We start from the raw sequence: 16,438 nt of genomic DNA on the forward strand, positions 1-16,438 counted from the left end.
TTGTCGACAAGGCCCCGCCATCCGGCGGGGCTTCCCTGCCCGATACAAAGGAAAACGGCCATGAACCCCATTCTCAGAAATGTCGAAAATACCGGCGCTTCAATCCCTCCCTACAGCCCGTCCGGCAATGAATGCGCGCTCTTCGAGATGGCGTGGAAGCGCAAGCTGCCGCTGCTTCTGAAAGGCCCGACCGGCTGCGGCAAGACGCGGTTTGTGAGCCATATGGCCGCAAAGCTCGGCCTGCCGCTTTCCACCGTTTCCTGCCATGACGATCTGGCTGCCGCCGACCTGACCGGGCGTTATCTGCTGAAAGGCGGCGACACGCTTTGGGTCGACGGCCCGCTAACGCGGGCGTTGCGCGAAGGCGGCATCTGCTATCTCGACGAGATTGTCGAGGCCCGCAAGGACGTGGCCGTCGTCCTGCATCCGCTGACCGATGACCGCCGCCTTCTGCCGTTGGAGCGCACCGGCGAACTGCTTGAAGCGCCGGACCGTTTCATGCTCGTCGTGTCCTACAATCCGGGTTATCAGAACCTGTTGAAGTCTCTCAAACCAAGCACACGCCAGCGCTTCGTCGCCATTGAATTCGACTTTCTGCCCAAGGAACAGGAAATCGCGGTGGTGAGCGAGGAAAGCGGCCTCGCCGCCCATAAGGTTGCGCCGCTGGTGGCGCTGGCCCATCGCTTGCGCGGCCTGAAAGGCCACGATCTGGAAGAAGGCGTTTCGACACGCCTGCTGGTCTATTGCGCCGCGCTGATCGAGGCGGGCATGCCGCAGCGCGAAGCGGCGCGCGCCGCGATGATCGAACCGCTGACCGATGAGCCGGATGTGAAAGCCGCCCTGATCGAAATTGCCGATGCAATGTTGAAATAGGCGGGCGCGCAATGCTGGATTTTCTGGAGCTGGAGGAAACCGTCGGCCGCGCCTGGCATCGCCTGATCGGCAAGACGGGATCGTGGCCGCATTATCCCCAGCACGCCGTACAGCTTGGCGATATTCGCCACAAGCTTGCGATCTGCTTCCGCGGATTTGGCGGCGATGCCACCGTGCAGATTGCTCCTGCCCGCGCGCGAACCTCCGGGCACCGGCTGGGATTGCGCCAGCGCATGGCCCTGGGCGAAGAAAAACTCAGCCAGCCCTTGCGGGACGAAGCGACATTGATGCTGCCGCCGGAAATCGCGCTTTTTCCCGACCGCGTGCTCAATTACGACCTCTATGTCTGGCTTGCGGGTTATATGGCGGTCATGCCGACGGACGCGGATGACCTTCCGCACGATCCGCTGCGCCGCGATCTTGCAGCCCTTGCACTGGCAGCGGATACGGTTGCGAAGACCTGCCGGACATTTCCGGGCTTGCAGAAACGCTATGCGCGCCTTTGCGAAGCGGTGTTGGCCGTGCGTCCCAAACGGTCGCTCCACGGTCTTGAACAACAGGTGGAAGAACGCATTCTTTCGGCTCTGAAACAGGGTGCCGGCCTGCCCGATGACGGTCTTCCCACGATCTTTCCGCATTGCGCGCCCGCAGGCTATCTGCCCGCCCTGCCCGTTCCGCTCTGGCCGGAACTGACAAGACGCAGCGAAACCGCGCCGCGCGACAGCGATGACCAGCCGGTCCTGAGCAGCAGGGCGGAAGGCGTTGAAACCGGGCGGCAGATCGCCAACCGCGAAAAGCAGGACCCCAGACTGGCCGACCGCAGCCCGTTCATTCTCAATCGCTTCGAGAAAATCCTCGCCATGGCGGAGATGGTGAGCGTCGACAGGCCAACCGACGACAGTGACGAGCAGAACGCAAAATCCGCCGATGAGCTTGACGAACTGACATTGGGCGAGCGCAAGGGCAGACCCGCCGCCCGCTTCCGTTTCGATCTCGACCTGCCGCCGGAAGCCGTCGACCGGACGGCGCTTGCCGCCAGGCTGACCTATCCGGAATGGGATTACCGCAAGGCAACCTATCTTCAGGATCATTGCAGCGTTCTGGCTGCACCGGCGCTGGCCCGCGACGACGTGCTGGAACTGGACGACGAAGCGCAAAGCCTCGTGCGCCGCGTGCGCCGCCAGTTCGAAATCCTGCGTCCGGGCCGCGAATTGATGCGGGCGCAGCTTGACGGCAACGATCTCGATCTCGATGCCGTGGTGCGTTCGCGATGCGATTTTGCCGCCGGGGGGCAAGGCAGCGAGCGCGTGCATCTGATGAGCCGCCCCAGGGCAAACGACCTTGCCGTCACCATTCTGGTCGATGTCTCGCTGTCCACCGATGCCTGGATCGACAATCGGCGCGTGCTGGATGTGGAAAAAGAGGCGCTTCTGGTTCTGGCCAACGGCATTGCCGCATGCGGCGATCGCTGCTCCATCCAGACATTCACCTCGCGCCGCCGCTCATGGGTGCGGGTCGAGACGGTGAAGGATTTCGACGAAGCCTTTGGGCCAGCGGTCGAACACCGGATCGCGGCCCTGAAACCGGGCTTCTACACGCGCATGGGAGCCGCCATCCGCCATTCGACCGCAAAGCTTGCCGAACAGCCCAACCGAAAGAAACTCCTGCTGGTCCTGACCGACGGCAAGCCGAACGATGTCGACCATTATGAGGGCCGGTTCGCGCTGGAGGACAGCCGCAGGGCGGTCCAAGAAGCGCGCGCCAGAGGCGTCAACGTGTTTGCCGTGACGGTTGACCGCGAGGCGAGCGCCTATCTTCCGGCGCTCTTTGGCCGCAGAAACCATGCCCTCGTCGCCAAGCTGTCGAAACTGCCGGTCGCACTCCCGGCCATCTATCGCATGATGACCGGGTGAGCGCGCCAGGTCCTGCCGAAACAGGCCGATCGTTCCACAAGGCGATGCCTGGAAGCTACAGTGCCTGCGGCTCTATCGCGGTGGCGAGCATGATCCGCCGGATTGCCGTGGAATAAGGCGCCGTCGTCCGCAATTGCGGTCGGCAGCATATCCTGTATTTGCGGCCCGAACGGATCGTCTCCGGATAGAGCTTGACCAGCGCGCCCGATTGCAGCCGGGTTCTTGCCAGAAAATCCGGTATCAATGCGATGCCGAGACCGCGCGTGGCCATTTCCAGCGCCAGAACAAAATGAGACGCACGCAGGATCCGGCGGTTCTCCACCGGCAATTCGGTTTCAGGCAATGCCTGCTTGTAGATCAGCCAGCGGCATTCGTTGGTGAACTCTAGGGCTTCATTCTCGATGAAGGGGACCGACCTCGTCGCCAGTTCTTCATCCCGACAGGCGGGTGAGCAAACGGCGACAAGTTCTTCAACGAAGAGATCGGCAGACCAATAGCCATGCGGAATATTGTCAGCGGTCACGAAAATATCCGCAACGACAGAGGTGAGCTGCGGGTCATTGGCATACATGCGCATGTCGATTTCATAACCGGTTTCCTGCGCCAACAGGTCCGCCGCCAGATCGATCAGAAAACCCTGACAGAAACTGCTGCAAGCGGCCACGCGCACCCGATCGTTCTGCCCCCCGCGCCCCTCCACCATCGCAAGCTGCACGTGGCGAAAGGCATCCTGCAAATGCCTTGCGAACTGCACCCCCCGTTCCGTCAGGACGATGTTTCGTCCATCGCGCTCGATCAGATTACCACCCAGATCCTCGGTCAGAATTCTCAACTGGTGACTGACCGCGCTCGAGGTAATGCCCAGTTCTTCCGCAGCCTTCAGGACAGAAAGATGTCGCGATACGGCTTCGAACGCCTGTAGGGCTCTCAAGTTGAATTTCAAGTGAAGCTGTCCTTCAAGGATGTGTGTAGCCGCATGATCTTTCAAAATCAAAATCAAGCCTTTATTGCGGCAGAAGCCCGTCAATAATGACAGGCCGTATCGATGTCTTTATCGATGGCACAATAAAACTGCGCGGAATACTGATTGATGATTTTCAGGGACTTGACTTTAGACTGAATACTTTACATGTGCAATGGCTAAATTTATCTCCAAAAACAGGCCCCAAACACCAAAATGGGCGCCAACCCGGTTTACGAACCGCGCCAGTTTAGCGACCATAGGGCGCCGGAGTCCGCGCTTCGCGCGTCAAATGAAGGTGCCGTTCGCAAGGCCGGCTGGTTGCAGCGGATCGCAATGCACGTCGGGAGAAATATATGTCCTATGAAAATCCGTTTCACCTGAATGGAGCTGTTGCAATCGTCACCGGAGCGGCGGCCGGTATCGGGCGGGCCATTGCCGAAACCTTCGCCAAAGCCGGTGCCGCGGTCGTCGTGACCGACCTGAAAAGCGAGGGCGCGCAGGCCGTTGCAAGCGCGATAGAACAAGCGGGCGGCAAGGCCATCGGGCTTGAATGCGACGTGACCAACGAGCAGCATCGCGAGGCCGTCATCAAGGCCGCTCTCGACGGGTTCGGCAAGATCACCGTCCTCGTCAACAATGCGGGCGGCGGCGGGCCAAAGCCCTTCGATATGCCGATGAGCGATTTCGAATGGGCCTTCAAGCTCAACCTCTTTTCCCTGTTTCGCCTGTCGCAACTGGCCGCGCCCCACATGCAGAAGGCCGGCGGCGGCGCCATTCTCAACATTTCCTCCATGGCCGGAGAAAACACCAACCAGCGCATGGCCTCCTATGGTTCGTCCAAGGCAGCGGTCAATCACCTCACCCGCAACATCGCCTTCGATGTCGGCCCGATGGGCATTCGCGTCAATGCGATTGCGCCGGGCGCCATCAAGACCGACGCGCTGGCAACCGTCCTGACGCCTGAAATCGAACGCGCCATGCTCAAGCACACACCGCTTGGCCGTCTGGGCGAAGCGCAGGATATCGCCAATGCGGCGCTGTTCCTCTGCTCGCCCGCCGCAGCCTGGGTCAGCGGCCAGGTCCTCACCGTTTCGGGCGGCGGCGTGCAGGAGCTCGACTGAGGCAAGCCCTTTCCAGAACAGCCCCTTCATTCCAATCTCCGGAGAAACAGCCATGGCCTATGACGCATTCGCCGAATTTCGCATGACAGGCCACAATGTCATCATCACCGGCGGCGCGCAGAATATCGGCGCGGGCATTGCCAAAACCCTGTCGGGCGCGGGCGCGAAGGTGATGATCGCCGACCTTAACGGCGACATGGCGAAAGAAACGGCGGCGGCAATCCGGAAGGAAACCGGCAATGAATGCCGCGGCATGACATGCGACGTCACATCGCTTCACGATATCGAGCAGGTTGTGCGCGAAACCGTCGCGGCCTTTGGCGGCATTTCCACACTCGTCAACAATGTCGGCTGGGGCGGCCGTCACGAAGATCCAACCGCGATCAGCGAGGAAGACTTCATCGCATCCTACAAGCTCAATACGATCAGCGCCTACCGCATGAGCATGGCCTGCCTGCCCCATCTGCTTCAGTCGCGCAATGCGACGATCACCAATTCCGGCTCGTTTTCGGCTTCGGTGCCTGCCTATGACATTCTGGCCTATGGCACGGCCAAGGCCGCCCTCAACCAGATGATGGTTTCGCTGGCGCATATGCTGGCCAAGAAGGTGCGCATCAATTCCGTGCTGATCGGCACGGTGATGACCGAGGGCTACGGTTCGGCCGGTATCGATGAAGAGATGCAGGAAAAGCTGCGTCATCCCGACAATCTCACCGGACGCGCCGGGCGGCCTGAAGATATCGCCAACACCATGTTGTGGCTGTGCTCGCCCGCCAGCGGATGGGTCAGCGGACAAACCATCAATGTGCATGGCGGCGGCGCCGTCGTGCGCCTTTTCGGCAGGTAAGCAGGCTTGGCGGGGCGCATGGGAAACAGAAAGCGGGCGCTGCGAATTGCGGCGCTGCCGCTATTTGCCCTGTGCGGCCTGCCGCAAGCCGAAGCGCAGGATGTGAGCGCCGCGCGCCCGGCCGTATTGCCCCTGCCCGGCGAAGCGGAGGGAGCCGGTATCGGCGCTGTCTCCGTGCGTCTTCGCAAGTCGAGCGGCAATGCGGAACGCGACGCAGCCGCGCAGGCAACCGCGCGCCGCCTCACCCGGTCGCTCGGCGGATCGGAATTCAGCGCCATTGAAGCCGGCAGGATCCTCGCCCAACTCACCGCCGAGGAAACGATTTCGGATGCCGAATTCTATCTCCTTCAATCCGCCCCGCAGACCGGCATCACGCTTGTCTTCGAAATCGACGCCGCTTCAGGCCCCAAGGCGAAGCGGGAGCCGACCGGCCTTTTTCTGGGCGACACATCGTCCTTTCCGGTTCTTTACGAGAATGACCGCGCGATCCTGCGGACCATTATCGGCGCTGGGCTTGGCGGCTATTCGGATGTGAATGCATGGTTCGGCAGGCCGGACCTGTTCAACCGGCGAAACCCGCTTGCAGGCAGGCTGCCGGGCCGCGCAAGCGCGTGGAACGAAGGCTATCTGGAACTCGGCGTCGGCGGGGCGGCCCAATTGGGCGACAGCAATCTCTACGGGTTCGGCGCGGTCACAGGCCTGTTTTCGTGGACGCTCGGACAGGATATTTTTCGCGACGACAACCGCAGCTTCCTCGATTTCGAGAAAGCCTATGCGGGCGCGCTTTATGTCTCGCCGGAAAACAGGAAGAACCATCTCAAATTCTCGGTCGGACGGCAGACCTACACGCTCAATGACGGGTTTCTGGTCAATGCCGTTCGCGGCTCGACCAATGCCGGCGAACGCGGCGGGCTCTATCTCGGCCCACGGCTTACCAATGATTTTTCGGTGCTGGCCCAAGGCGCCTATGACCGCTGGAACTATAGCGCCTTCTTCATCGATCCCAACGAGGTTGAATCGCTGGAATCCGACAGCACCTTTCTGGGCGCAAACCTGCGCTACAATTTTTCCGACAGGTTTTCCGCCGACACCACCTTTATCACCATTCCCCACTCGAAATCGCGCTTTTCCACCCCGTCCGGCCTTTCCATCCCGCGTGAAGGGCTGAACACGGTTGCCGGGCATGTGAAATGGACCGGCGCTTTCGAAACGCCCGGCCTGTGGCTGGAAGGCGAACTGGCGCATCAGTTCCACCCCGGCGAGGATGTCTCGGCCTTCGCCTATTATGGCACGGTCGGTTATCTCATCAAGGAGATGAGCTGGACGCCAAGCCTGTCCTATCGCTATGCCTATTTTTCCGGTGATGACCCGAATACGCCGCGCTACGAACGGTTTGATCCCCTGCTGTCGACCGGGCTCGGCATCTGGCTGCAAGGTGTGTCGTTCGGCAAGATCACCACGAATTCCAATCTCGAAACGCACCGCGTCCAGCTCAATGTCGCGCCCGATGAACGGCTTAATCTCACATTCGACTATTATCTGCTGCGTGCGCCGGAATTGAACAATCTGGGCTCCAATCCCGCGCTGTCGACGCTGTCATCCCACGATCTCGGACAGGAACTGTCGCTTGCGGCGCGCTGGAGCGCCACCAAGAGCCTCTACGTGCAGGCTCTCGTTTCTCATGCCATTCCCGGCAAGGCGCTGCGCAATATCGGCGCCGACCGGAACTGGACGACGTTCCAGATCAGCCTCTATGGGGGCTTTTAAGGCATGGCACGTTTCATCATAGTCATACGAAACGCTTTAAGTTTTTGTTTTCATGCATGTCTTTACCCCAAAACCGGGGCCCGCCTTTGGGAGACATGCATCAGCGATTGGATTGAGCCATGGAAACCGGAATGATCGTCGGCAAACTGCTCCCATTGTTGTTCAACATGATGGGGCCGATTGGCCTGATGCCCATCTTCGCGGCCATGACCGCACGGATGGACAAGCCGACGCGCAACACGATTGCGCTGCGCGCGGCCGTTTTCGCGGCACTGGGCATTCTCATCGCCGTTTTCATCGGCGATCCGATCCTGCGAAGCTGGGGGATCAACAGGCCCGCGCTGATCCTCGCGGCTGGTGTCATCCTGACATTGAGTTCGATCCGGGCCGTGCTGATGCCCGCAGCCGCGCCCGCACTCCCCACGGCAGTCGGCGACCCCAAGGCACTGGCCGTCAGGCCGCTGGCCTTCCCCACCATCGTATCCCCGCAAGCCGTCGGGGTTCTGATCATATTCGTCGCCTTCCTGTCTACATTTTCCTCCACAGTCACGATTCTGACGGTGGCCGGCGTCATCATCCTGCTGGACTATGGCGCGATGCGGATTGCACACTGGTTCATGGCCACGGTCGGCATGGTGCCGCTGATGGTGCTGGGCGCCGTCTTCGGTGTGCTTCAGGTGGCGCTGGGCATCGAAATGATGCTTTCGGGCCTGCTGATGGTGGTAAAACCGTGACGAAGAAGCAGAGGATGCAATCGATAATGCAGGGGAAGGAATAGTTTGAAGCGCAATCATTGGCTTATTGCCACCGCCGTCTGCATCGCCTTTGCGATTATCGCCCCGGTTCTGGCGGCGATCTACACATCCTATGTCATGGCCACGCATGAGGAACAGGCCCGGCTCACGGCAATCGCCACCCATGCCATCGAGCGCTCCGACGCGACTTTCGCCGATGTATCGCAGACCCTCGTTCGCGCACGGAAGCTGGCCGATGCGCCGTGTTCAAAGGGATATATGGACAATCTCAAGCAGATGGTCATGGAAATACGGCCAATCTCGGAGATCGGCTATTTCGAAGCCGGCCTGCTCAAATGCACAAGCTGGGGCCTGCCCGAAATGCGGGTGACACCCGGCACGCCAGCCTTCACCACACGCAACGGCGTGAAAGTCGTCCTGAACAAGACGGCGTCGATGCCGATCAAGACCAAGATGCTCGGCCTTCAGCAGGGGCCGCTGTCTATCCTGGTCGATCCGAAATGGTTCGTCGACGTGCTCGTTCCGCACTCGGTCCAGATCGCGGTCGCCTCGACCGGCGGCACGATTGTCGCCTCGCTGAACAATCCCGATCCGGCTGTCGTTCACCAGTTTCTCCATCATTCCGACACGGTCCCGAACGGGCGCTATCTTGGGGCCGTCGTCCTTGGCGCCGACTGGATCACCGTCGCCATGACGCCGCGAACGTCGATCTGGGAATCCGTGCAGGAGGAGGCGATAATTTTCCTGCCCGTTGCCGCGGTCATCTCGACAGGAATGGTCGCGCTCACCGTCTGGCTGTCCCGGCGCCGCCTGTCGCTTCGCGGCGAGCTGGCGATCGCCATCCGCCGCAGGGAGTTCGTCATTGCCTATCAGCCGCTCATTGAGCTGAAAACCGGCATCTGCGTGGGCGCGGAGGCGCTCGTCCGCTGGCAGCGGCCGGATGGAACGATGGTGCAGCCCGATCTTTTCATCCCCGTCGCGGAGGAAAACGGCATGATATCGCAGATCACCAGCCAGGTGGTTGCCAATGTGGTGCGGGAGCTGGGCGACACCCTTGCAGCCGATGCATCCTTGCATGTCGCCATCAACATCGCTGCCGACGATCTCGTTCAGGGCCGTATTCTCACCCTCCTGCAAAGCGCCACCCTCGGCACCGGCATCCGCGCCGAACAGATATGGCTGGAGGCGACGGAGCGCGGTTTCATGGACCCGGAAAGCACGCGCGCCGTCATAGAAAAGGCCCGCGAAAACGGGCATTCCATTGCCATCGACGATTTCGGAACCGGCTATTCCAGCCTGCAATATTTGCAGGAATTGCCGGTCGATGCGCTCAAGATCGATAAATCCTTCATCACCACGCTGGGAACCGATTCTCCGACCAGTCCAATCGCGTCGCATATCATCGGGATGGCGAAATCACTCGACCTCATCATCGTGGCCGAAGGCATCGAGCGGCAGGAACAGGCCGACTATCTGCTCAGGCATGGCGTGCAATTCGGACAGGGCTGGCTTTATTCCCCGCCGCTTCCCGCGCCGGAATTCATCGAATTCTACAAGGCGCGAAAAGCGACAAGAGGTTCAGGGCCAGCCGTCATCAGAAAGAAGAACAGCGCGTAAAGGCTGGCTGTTCCGGGACGCTGTCCGGACCAGACCCGAAGCGGTTCCCACTTTCGGGAGACATGCTCTTAATATCCATACGCATGTCTTTATCCCAAAACCGGTTCCCACTTTCGGGAGACATGCTTTATATAAGCTTGAAAAAGCGGACGACCGCCCAAAAGGTGACCGCAAGCGCAAGAATAATCATCACCAGGCTTTTTTGCCTGATCGCGCCCGCGACAGCGAGAACAATCAGGCATAAAAGCGAAATCACATCAATGAATGTCGCATAGTCATTTAGAAACTGCATAAGCCTCTCCTCCTACCGATATAGTGGCATGTTCCCGTAGCCGGCAGATCAGACATCACGGCAACCGGGTGAAACAGTATAGAACCGACGATCCGCCAGACCCATCCCATCACGAAATGTAGAAGCGGCTCCGGGGATGACAATCCCCGGAGCCGTTCCGCTGCCTCGGGAGGGAGGGGCTAGGCAGCGGCATACCCTCAGAATACCTTCTTCAGTTCTGCTTCAGCTTTTTTCCAGAACGAAGCTTTCGGTTCCTGCTTGCAGGCCTCGATGATGACGGGCGTTACGGTTTCGATACCATCGATATTGATCGCCACCTCATCCTCGTCGTCGCCCTGGTCAAAACCTGCGATCCAGCTCACAACGGTCGGCTTGAAAGTGTCTTCCAGCCCATTGAAATCGGCGCAGGTCAGTTCGCTGACCTTCTTTTTTGCCAGATCCGCCTTCGAGGTCTTGCCATCTTCAGCCATGGCCGCGCCAGAGAAAACAAGTACAGCCGCAGCCGCAAGAACAGTACGCTTGTTCAAGATATATCCAATCATGATCTTCTCCTTTGTTTTCCTACTGCATTGTATTAAGAAGCTTTTTCACATCAGGTTTTCTATAAAAACGGATTTTTTTATAAATTCTTTATAAATAATCCCTGATAAGAAAGCCTGTCTTGAGCAGTCCAGCCAAAACGAACGCGCTTGAACCGCTCCAGATCGTTATTCTCCAAGACCTCCCTTCCCTGGTTTTGCATAAAGATTGTAGCCAAGCGCATTCGCCACTGCCGCGACGGCGGCCATCGCTTTCACGCTGTTGCCTGCCGGATCGAGCGGTGGAGAAAACGCGGCAATGGCCAGTTCGCCCGGCACAACCGCGAGAATGCCGCCGCCGACGCCGCTCTTACCGGGCAGCCCCACCGTGTAGGCCCAATCGCCCGATGCCGTATAAAGGCCTTCCATGGTCATTTCGGCCAATATGGGCCCGGTGTTGCTGGCAGAAATAACGCGGTTTCCGCTGATCGGATTGACGCCTCCCGCCGCAAGGGTTGCCCCCATCGTGGCGAGGTCTGTCGCGGTCACGAGCGTCGAACATTGCCGGGTATAGACATCCACGGCCTGCATCGGGTCGCTGTAGCAGGTGCCCGCACTGTAAAGCAGCCAGGCAATGGCCCGATTGTGGAAATTGGTCGTCTGTTCGGACTGGTTGACCTCGTTGCTGAGTTTCAGCCGGCGGCCTGCGAAGTTGCACTGGCATTCCAGAATCCTGTTCCAGCAGGCATCGGCGCTGTCACCGGGAACAAGGCTCGCGGTCGCAATCGCACCGGCATTGACCAGCGGCGAAAGCGGTTTGCCGTCATGGAGTTCAAGCGCCACAACGGAATTGAAGGGAAGCCCGGTCGGGTCCGCGCCGATTTTTTCCCGCACGGCCTGCGGCCCGATTTCCTCCATGACAAGGGCAAGGGTGAAAACCTTGGAGATCGACTCGATCGCAAAGGCGAAATCGGCATCGCCCATCTTGAAGGTCTGGCCGTCCGCCGTCACCACGGCAAGGCCGAACAGGTCGGAAGGAACCGAAGCGAGGAACGGAATATAGTCGGCATTCTTGCCGCCCGTTGCCGCAAGACCTGCGATTTGGCCTTTCTCGAGCGCGGCTTTGATCGCATCTGGTGAGCTTGACATGGATATCTCCGTTACTTGCCTGGGGCCTGCGGCGAGCCGGGCATGCGGCCTTCCTTTTCCCAGTTGAAGGGTTCGAAATCGGCGGAACCTTCCGGCGTCTTCCAGTGCGGCTTGCGAATTGCGTATGTTATCAACGGGATAGCCACGAAAATCACATTGCCTGCAATCAGTATCCAGATATAGGCGCTGGGGCTGCCGACCGCGATCTGTGACGGCGGCACGAAGCTCAGAACAAAGGCGATGAGCGAACCGATCAGGCCCACGCCGGCAAAGAGCCACATGCCGAACGCACCGAAGGGAACCTTGTAGGGCCGCGGCGTATTGGGCTCGCTGTAGCGCAGATGAATGGCCGCAGCGAACATCAGCAGATACATGATCAGATAGAGGGTCACGGTCAGCTGGCTCAGGATCTGATAGGCCGCCTGGACGGATGGCAGCACCACGAACATGATGGCCAGGAATGTAACGATCAGGCCCTGCACGATGAGGATGTGGCTCGGCGCGCCATTGGCATTCATCTTCTGGAAGAAGGGCGGCAGATAGCCCGCGCGCCCCACCACCGAGAGCGCCGAGGAGGGACCGGCGACCCAGACCGTCACGCCGCCGAGGACGCCGAAGGCGAGCGCGATCGCCATGACGGGGGAAAGCCAGTCAATGCCGAAGAACTTGAAGAAGGAATCGTAGGTGATCAGGAGGCTCTGCACCAGATTGATCTGCGAGGCGGGAATGATGAAGGCGATGGCCATCGTTCCCAGCACGAAGATCGCGACGGTGACGAGCGACGAGATCAGGATGGCGAGCGGATAGTTTTTGGACGGGTTGTCGATTTCACGCACATGGATGGCGTTCATTTCCATGCCGGCATAGAACAGGAAGATACCCGCCGCCAGAACCAGATTGTTGAAGTTGGTGAAATCCGGGATCAGGTCGCCCCAGGCAAGCTGCACCTGAATGGTGTTGCCCGAAAAATAATAGGTGAAGCCCAGAACGATGAGGATCGCCGCCGGAATGATGGTTCCGATCATGCCGCCCCATTTTGCGATGCGCGCGGCGGATTTCAATCCGTGCAGGCTCACCCAGGTTGCCGCCCAATAGACGGCAAGCACGATGGCGATCGTATAGAACTTGTTGGCGGCCAGCGCCTCGTCCCACTTCTGTTCCGGCCCGGCGAAGGCGATGGCCACGGCACCGAATGTCAGAACGGTCGGAAACCAGATGGTCGATTCCACCCAGACCAGAAAGATCGCGAGGAAGCCCCATCTCGGGCCGAAGGCCTCACCCACCCAGCGGAACACCCCGCCCTGCTGCGGCCAGCCGGTCGCAAGCTCCGCGGCAACGATCGATACGGGGATCAGGAAGAAGACCGCCGCGAAAATATAATAGAAAACCGAGGTCAGGCCGTAGGTTGCTTCCGACGGCAGGCCGCGCAGGCTGACCACAGCCGTCACATTCATGATGGCAAGCGTGAGAACGCTGAGCTTTGCGATCCTCGCGGGCGTCGAAGCGGCGGGCTTGCCTGCGGATGGTGTTGCTGGTGTTGTCATTATCATCACCGGAAAAAAAGACGGAAATCAAACAGGCGGAAAGGCCGCTCGCGCGGGCCGGCGCCCGGAATCACGTGTGGTGAAAACCTGTACCTGTCGAGGGATGGACCTTGGGCGCCGGATGCGACTTGAAGAAATCGACCGAAGCCTTGAAATCGCGCATGAACAGCGCGGCCATGTCCATTTCGAATCCGCGGCGGCACATCACGCGCATGACCGTGATGTCCGATGCCTTGCCCGACAGGGCGAAAGCCGGAACCTGCCAGCCATGCAGGCGCAGCCGTTCGGAGAGGTCGTAAAGCGAATAGCCCGGATCCTCACCCTCGCGAACCCGGAAACAGACGGCGGGAATGCCGTTTTCCTCCGCCCCGGTGCAGATGAATTCAAAAGGCCCGAGCGGCTCGACTTCCCTGGCGATATATTGCGCCACACGATAGGCGGCCTCCTGCACCTTGGTATAGCCTTCGCGGCCAAGACGCAGGAACTCGTAATATTGCGAAATCACCTGACCGGCAGGCCGCGAGAAGTTGATCGCGAACGTGCCGACCTGACCGCCGAGATAATCGACATTGAAGATCAGCTCTTCCGGCAAGGCTTCCTTGTCGCGCCAGACCACCCAGCCGCAGCCAAGCGGCGCAAGGCCGTATTTATGGCCCGAGGAACTGATCGACTTCACGCGCGGCAGACGGAAATCCCATGGGATGTCCGGCGCGCAGAACGGCGCCAGGAAACCGCCGCTGGCGGCATCGACATGCATGTCGATATCCAGCCCCCTGGTCTTCTGCAACTTGTCGAGCGCATCCTGCAAGGGCTCCGGAAACTCGTAATTGCCGGTATAGGTCACGCCGAATGTGGGAACGACGCCGATGGTGTTTTCGTCGACCGCCTCCAGCATCTGTTCCGGCCCCATGAACAGGCGTCCGGGCTCCATCGGGATTTCACGGATTTCGACATCCCAGTAGCGGGCGAATTTGTGCCAGCACACCTGCACCGGGCCGCAGACGAAATTGGGCTTGTCGGTTGGCTTGCCCATTTCCTGCATCTTCTTGCGCCAGCGCCATTTCATGGCCATGCCGCCAAGCATGCAGGCCTCGCTTGAGCCGATCGTGTTGGTGCCCGTGGCATTGTCGGCGGATTTCGGCGCATTCCACAGGTCCGCGACCATGTTGACGCAACGCAGATCAATGGCTGCGGACTGCGGATATTCCTCCTTGTCGATCCAGTTCTTGTTGATCGACAGGTCCATCAGCTTGTGGACATAGTCATCATCCCATGTCTGGCAGAAAGTCGCCAGGTTCTGCCGGGCATTGCCGTCCAGAAACAGCTCGTCATGAATGATCTGGTAAACAGCATTCGCCTGCGTTTCATCTCTGGGAAAACCGCGTGACGCGGCAATCTCCTGAAGGGCCTCGGTTCCAAAAACAGAAGCGATCAAGTCACGTGCCGGATAGTTCGAACCAGTCATCGCCAATCTCCAGGCTATTTTCCACTGACGCCTTGCATCCACGGCAGCGCGCGCCGCACGCAGGATCGCGCTCGAAATATCGGATGATATTCGACACGCACCTCGCCCAATATTTTTGTACTATTACTTCCGAAGATAGAATGTTTTGTATATATTTTCTGTATTTCGTAGAAGATACTACCTAAAGATGCCAAATTTTTCGAAACTGTAAACAAAATGACTGCCCATAATGGGCTTACAATTAATTGGAACCTTCTCCCCAATATCCGTCGGCACGGTTCCAGCAGGTTTGATGATACTTTTTATATATGGGTCCGTTTCCAGCCTGTTTTCGGGAAATTTCGCCCGAGTAAACCCCAAAATGGGCACCAATGGTGTTTACCGACAAAAAATTCTTGCTGAAAATACATATGAGTGACCGATATCGATACAATAGACTTGTATTGGGAAGCAGCAATGCTTCCAGGCTTTATATTGAGTTTAACTCGGAGGAGGGATCAACATGTTTAACCGGCAACGTTCCGGCCGGCCGCGATAGCCATCCTGGATTTTCGGGAACCGTAACGTCCAGGCAAGGGCAGTCCGTCTTGCGTGCGCCCACAGAGCGCGACGCTCCCGCAGAGCGCGATGCTGAAGTCCATGCCTCCATCTGCCCCCGCCCGGCAGGTTTTGCCGCTTCTCCAGCACCTTTTCTCTCCATCGAGAGCGTGCAGTATTTCCGTTTTCATGTACCCTGGCTTTTAAGGAGCAGCCCATGAGTGATCTCGTATTCATCGCTTTTCCCAACGAACAGCAGGCCGAGGGCGTGCGTCGGCGGGTGCTGGAACTTCAGCGCGAATATCTTATCGAACTGGGCGATGCCGTCGTGGTGGTCAAGGATTCCGAAGGCCGTGTGAAGCTCAACCAGCTCGTCAATTCGACCGCCGCCGGTGCCGTTTCCGGCGCGCTCTGGGGCACGCTGATCGGCTTCATTTTCTTCATGCCCCTGGTGGGAACCGCGCTTGGCGCGGCAACGGGAGCGATCGGCGGCAAGTTCACCGATGTCGGCATTGACGATCAGTTCATGAAGGATGCGGCCAGCGTCCTGCAACCGGGCGGCGCGGGCCTGTTCCTGCTGATCCGCAAGATGACGACCGACAAGGTTCTGGCCGATCTGAAGGGCATTGGCGGCACGGTTATCCGCACGTCACTGGACGAGAAGGCCGAAAATGCCCTGCGCAAGGCCATCGGGGAACATGTCGCATCCGCGCCTGCGGGACAGGCTTCCACCGAGGCTTCCGGCGCCTGATTTTAGAAAGGGCGCGGCATAACCTGCCGCGCCCGAAATGTATGCGACAAAGAAAATCCTGGAGCGCCAGTCCGGTCAGGCCGGATCGAAACGCGCTCCACGGCGCAAGGAGTGCTGATGATGGTTGCCCTGTTGACGTGCCGAAACACTGTGTTCCAGCATCTTTCCCATGCAAGGCGGAGCGATGGAAACACCCGATATGGGGCACGGCGGCTGCGGCCATGGTTCGTCGTTCTGGCGCTCGGCCTTGCGGCGTGCAGCGAGGAAAAACCGGCAGCCCAGGACGCCGCCCCCCTGCCCCCGATCCCTGTCGGCACCATCAGGA

Annotated in this window: 14 protein-coding genes and 1 pseudogene; 9 read left to right on the top strand and 6 right to left on the bottom strand. The window is 59.4% G+C overall.

Annotated features, from left to right (window positions below; translation table 11 throughout):
• Positions 1 to 60: 60 nt before the first annotated feature.
• Both AVM02_RS04005 and AVM02_RS04010 read left to right on the top strand, forming a co-directional pair.
• Positions 61 to 873 (top strand): CbbQ/NirQ/NorQ/GpvN family protein, encoded by an 813-nt coding sequence (locus AVM02_RS04005; protein WP_411505726.1) that lies wholly within the window; start codon positions 61 to 63, stop codon positions 871 to 873.
• 11 nt (positions 874 to 884) lie between these two features.
• Positions 885 to 2,786: a nitric oxide reductase activation protein NorD gene (locus AVM02_RS04010; RefSeq protein ID WP_411505727.1), complete on the top strand. Its 1,902-nt coding sequence runs from the start codon at positions 885 to 887 to the stop codon at positions 2,784 to 2,786.
• 55 nt (positions 2,787 to 2,841) lie between these two features.
• On the opposite strand, the gene AVM02_RS04015 is transcribed toward AVM02_RS04010, so the two are convergent.
• Positions 2,842 to 3,729 carry a LysR family transcriptional regulator gene (locus tag AVM02_RS04015; protein WP_411505728.1) on the bottom strand — a complete coding sequence of 296 codons (888 nt, stop codon included), beginning with the start codon at positions 3,727 to 3,729 and terminating at the stop codon, positions 2,842 to 2,844.
• A gap of 374 nt (positions 3,730 to 4,103) precedes the next feature.
• On the opposite strand from AVM02_RS04015, the gene hdhA reads away from it, so the two are divergent.
• The 5 genes from hdhA to AVM02_RS04040 all read left to right on the top strand — a co-directional run bounded on the left by hdhA (position 4,104) and on the right by AVM02_RS04040 (position 9,857).
• Positions 4,104 to 4,871 (top strand): 7-alpha-hydroxysteroid dehydrogenase, encoded by a 768-nt coding sequence (hdhA, locus tag AVM02_RS04020; RefSeq protein ID WP_411505729.1) that lies wholly within the window; start codon positions 4,104 to 4,106, stop codon positions 4,869 to 4,871.
• A gap of 52 nt (positions 4,872 to 4,923) precedes the next feature.
• Positions 4,924 to 5,718 (top strand): SDR family oxidoreductase, encoded by a 795-nt coding sequence (locus tag AVM02_RS04025; RefSeq protein ID WP_411505730.1) that lies wholly within the window; start codon positions 4,924 to 4,926, stop codon positions 5,716 to 5,718.
• Positions 5,719 to 5,736: 18 nt separating this feature from the next.
• Positions 5,737 to 7,485 carry an alginate export family protein gene (locus AVM02_RS04030; protein WP_411505731.1) on the top strand — a complete coding sequence of 583 codons (1,749 nt, stop codon included), beginning with the start codon at positions 5,737 to 5,739 and terminating at the stop codon, positions 7,483 to 7,485.
• A 119-nt stretch (positions 7,486 to 7,604) separates the two neighbouring features.
• A complete protein-coding gene (locus tag AVM02_RS04035) occupies positions 7,605 to 8,219 on the top strand; it encodes a MarC family protein (protein ID WP_411505732.1) in 615 nt (204 codons plus the stop codon).
• A gap of 45 nt (positions 8,220 to 8,264) precedes the next feature.
• Positions 8,265 to 9,857 (top strand): EAL domain-containing protein, encoded by a 1,593-nt coding sequence (locus AVM02_RS04040; RefSeq protein WP_411505733.1) that lies wholly within the window; start codon positions 8,265 to 8,267, stop codon positions 9,855 to 9,857.
• Positions 9,858 to 9,984: 127 nt separating this feature from the next.
• Here the strand turns inward: AVM02_RS04040 and AVM02_RS04045 are convergent, their stop codons facing one another.
• From AVM02_RS04045 to AVM02_RS04065, 5 genes are all read right to left on the bottom strand, one after another.
• Positions 9,985 to 10,149: a hypothetical protein gene (locus AVM02_RS04045; RefSeq protein WP_411505734.1), complete on the bottom strand. Its 165-nt coding sequence runs from the start codon at positions 10,147 to 10,149 to the stop codon at positions 9,985 to 9,987.
• 197 nt (positions 10,150 to 10,346) lie between these two features.
• Positions 10,347 to 10,691 (bottom strand): acid-activated periplasmic chaperone HdeA, encoded by a 345-nt coding sequence (locus AVM02_RS04050; protein ID WP_411505735.1) that lies wholly within the window; start codon positions 10,689 to 10,691, stop codon positions 10,347 to 10,349.
• A gap of 165 nt (positions 10,692 to 10,856) precedes the next feature.
• The gene (gene glsA / locus AVM02_RS04055; RefSeq protein WP_411505736.1) at positions 10,857 to 11,816 is read right to left on the bottom strand and encodes a glutaminase A; all 960 of its coding nucleotides are present in this window, start codon (positions 11,814 to 11,816) and stop codon (positions 10,857 to 10,859) included.
• Between the two features lie 11 nt (positions 11,817 to 11,827).
• The gene (gene gadC / locus AVM02_RS04060) at positions 11,828 to 13,360 is read right to left on the bottom strand and encodes a putative glutamine/gamma-aminobutyrate antiporter GadC (protein ID WP_411505737.1); all 1,533 of its coding nucleotides are present in this window, start codon (positions 13,358 to 13,360) and stop codon (positions 11,828 to 11,830) included.
• Between the two features lie 70 nt (positions 13,361 to 13,430).
• Complete coding sequence (locus tag AVM02_RS04065; protein ID WP_411505738.1) at positions 13,431 to 14,825, bottom strand: glutamate decarboxylase; 1,395 nt, start codon at positions 14,823 to 14,825, stop codon at positions 13,431 to 13,433.
• A gap of 754 nt (positions 14,826 to 15,579) precedes the next feature.
• On the opposite strand from AVM02_RS04065, the gene AVM02_RS04070 reads away from it, so the two are divergent.
• Complete coding sequence (locus AVM02_RS04070) at positions 15,580 to 16,113, top strand: DUF1269 domain-containing protein (RefSeq protein ID WP_411505739.1); 534 nt, start codon at positions 15,580 to 15,582, stop codon at positions 16,111 to 16,113.
• A 120-nt stretch (positions 16,114 to 16,233) separates the two neighbouring features.
• Positions 16,234 to 16,438 (top strand): annotated as a pseudogene (locus tag AVM02_RS04075) (efflux transporter periplasmic adaptor subunit); the annotation flags it as partial.

The organism is Brucella anthropi, assembly GCF_046630315.1.
In the GTDB taxonomy this organism is placed as follows: Bacteria; Pseudomonadota; Alphaproteobacteria; order Rhizobiales; family Rhizobiaceae; genus Brucella; species Brucella anthropi_A.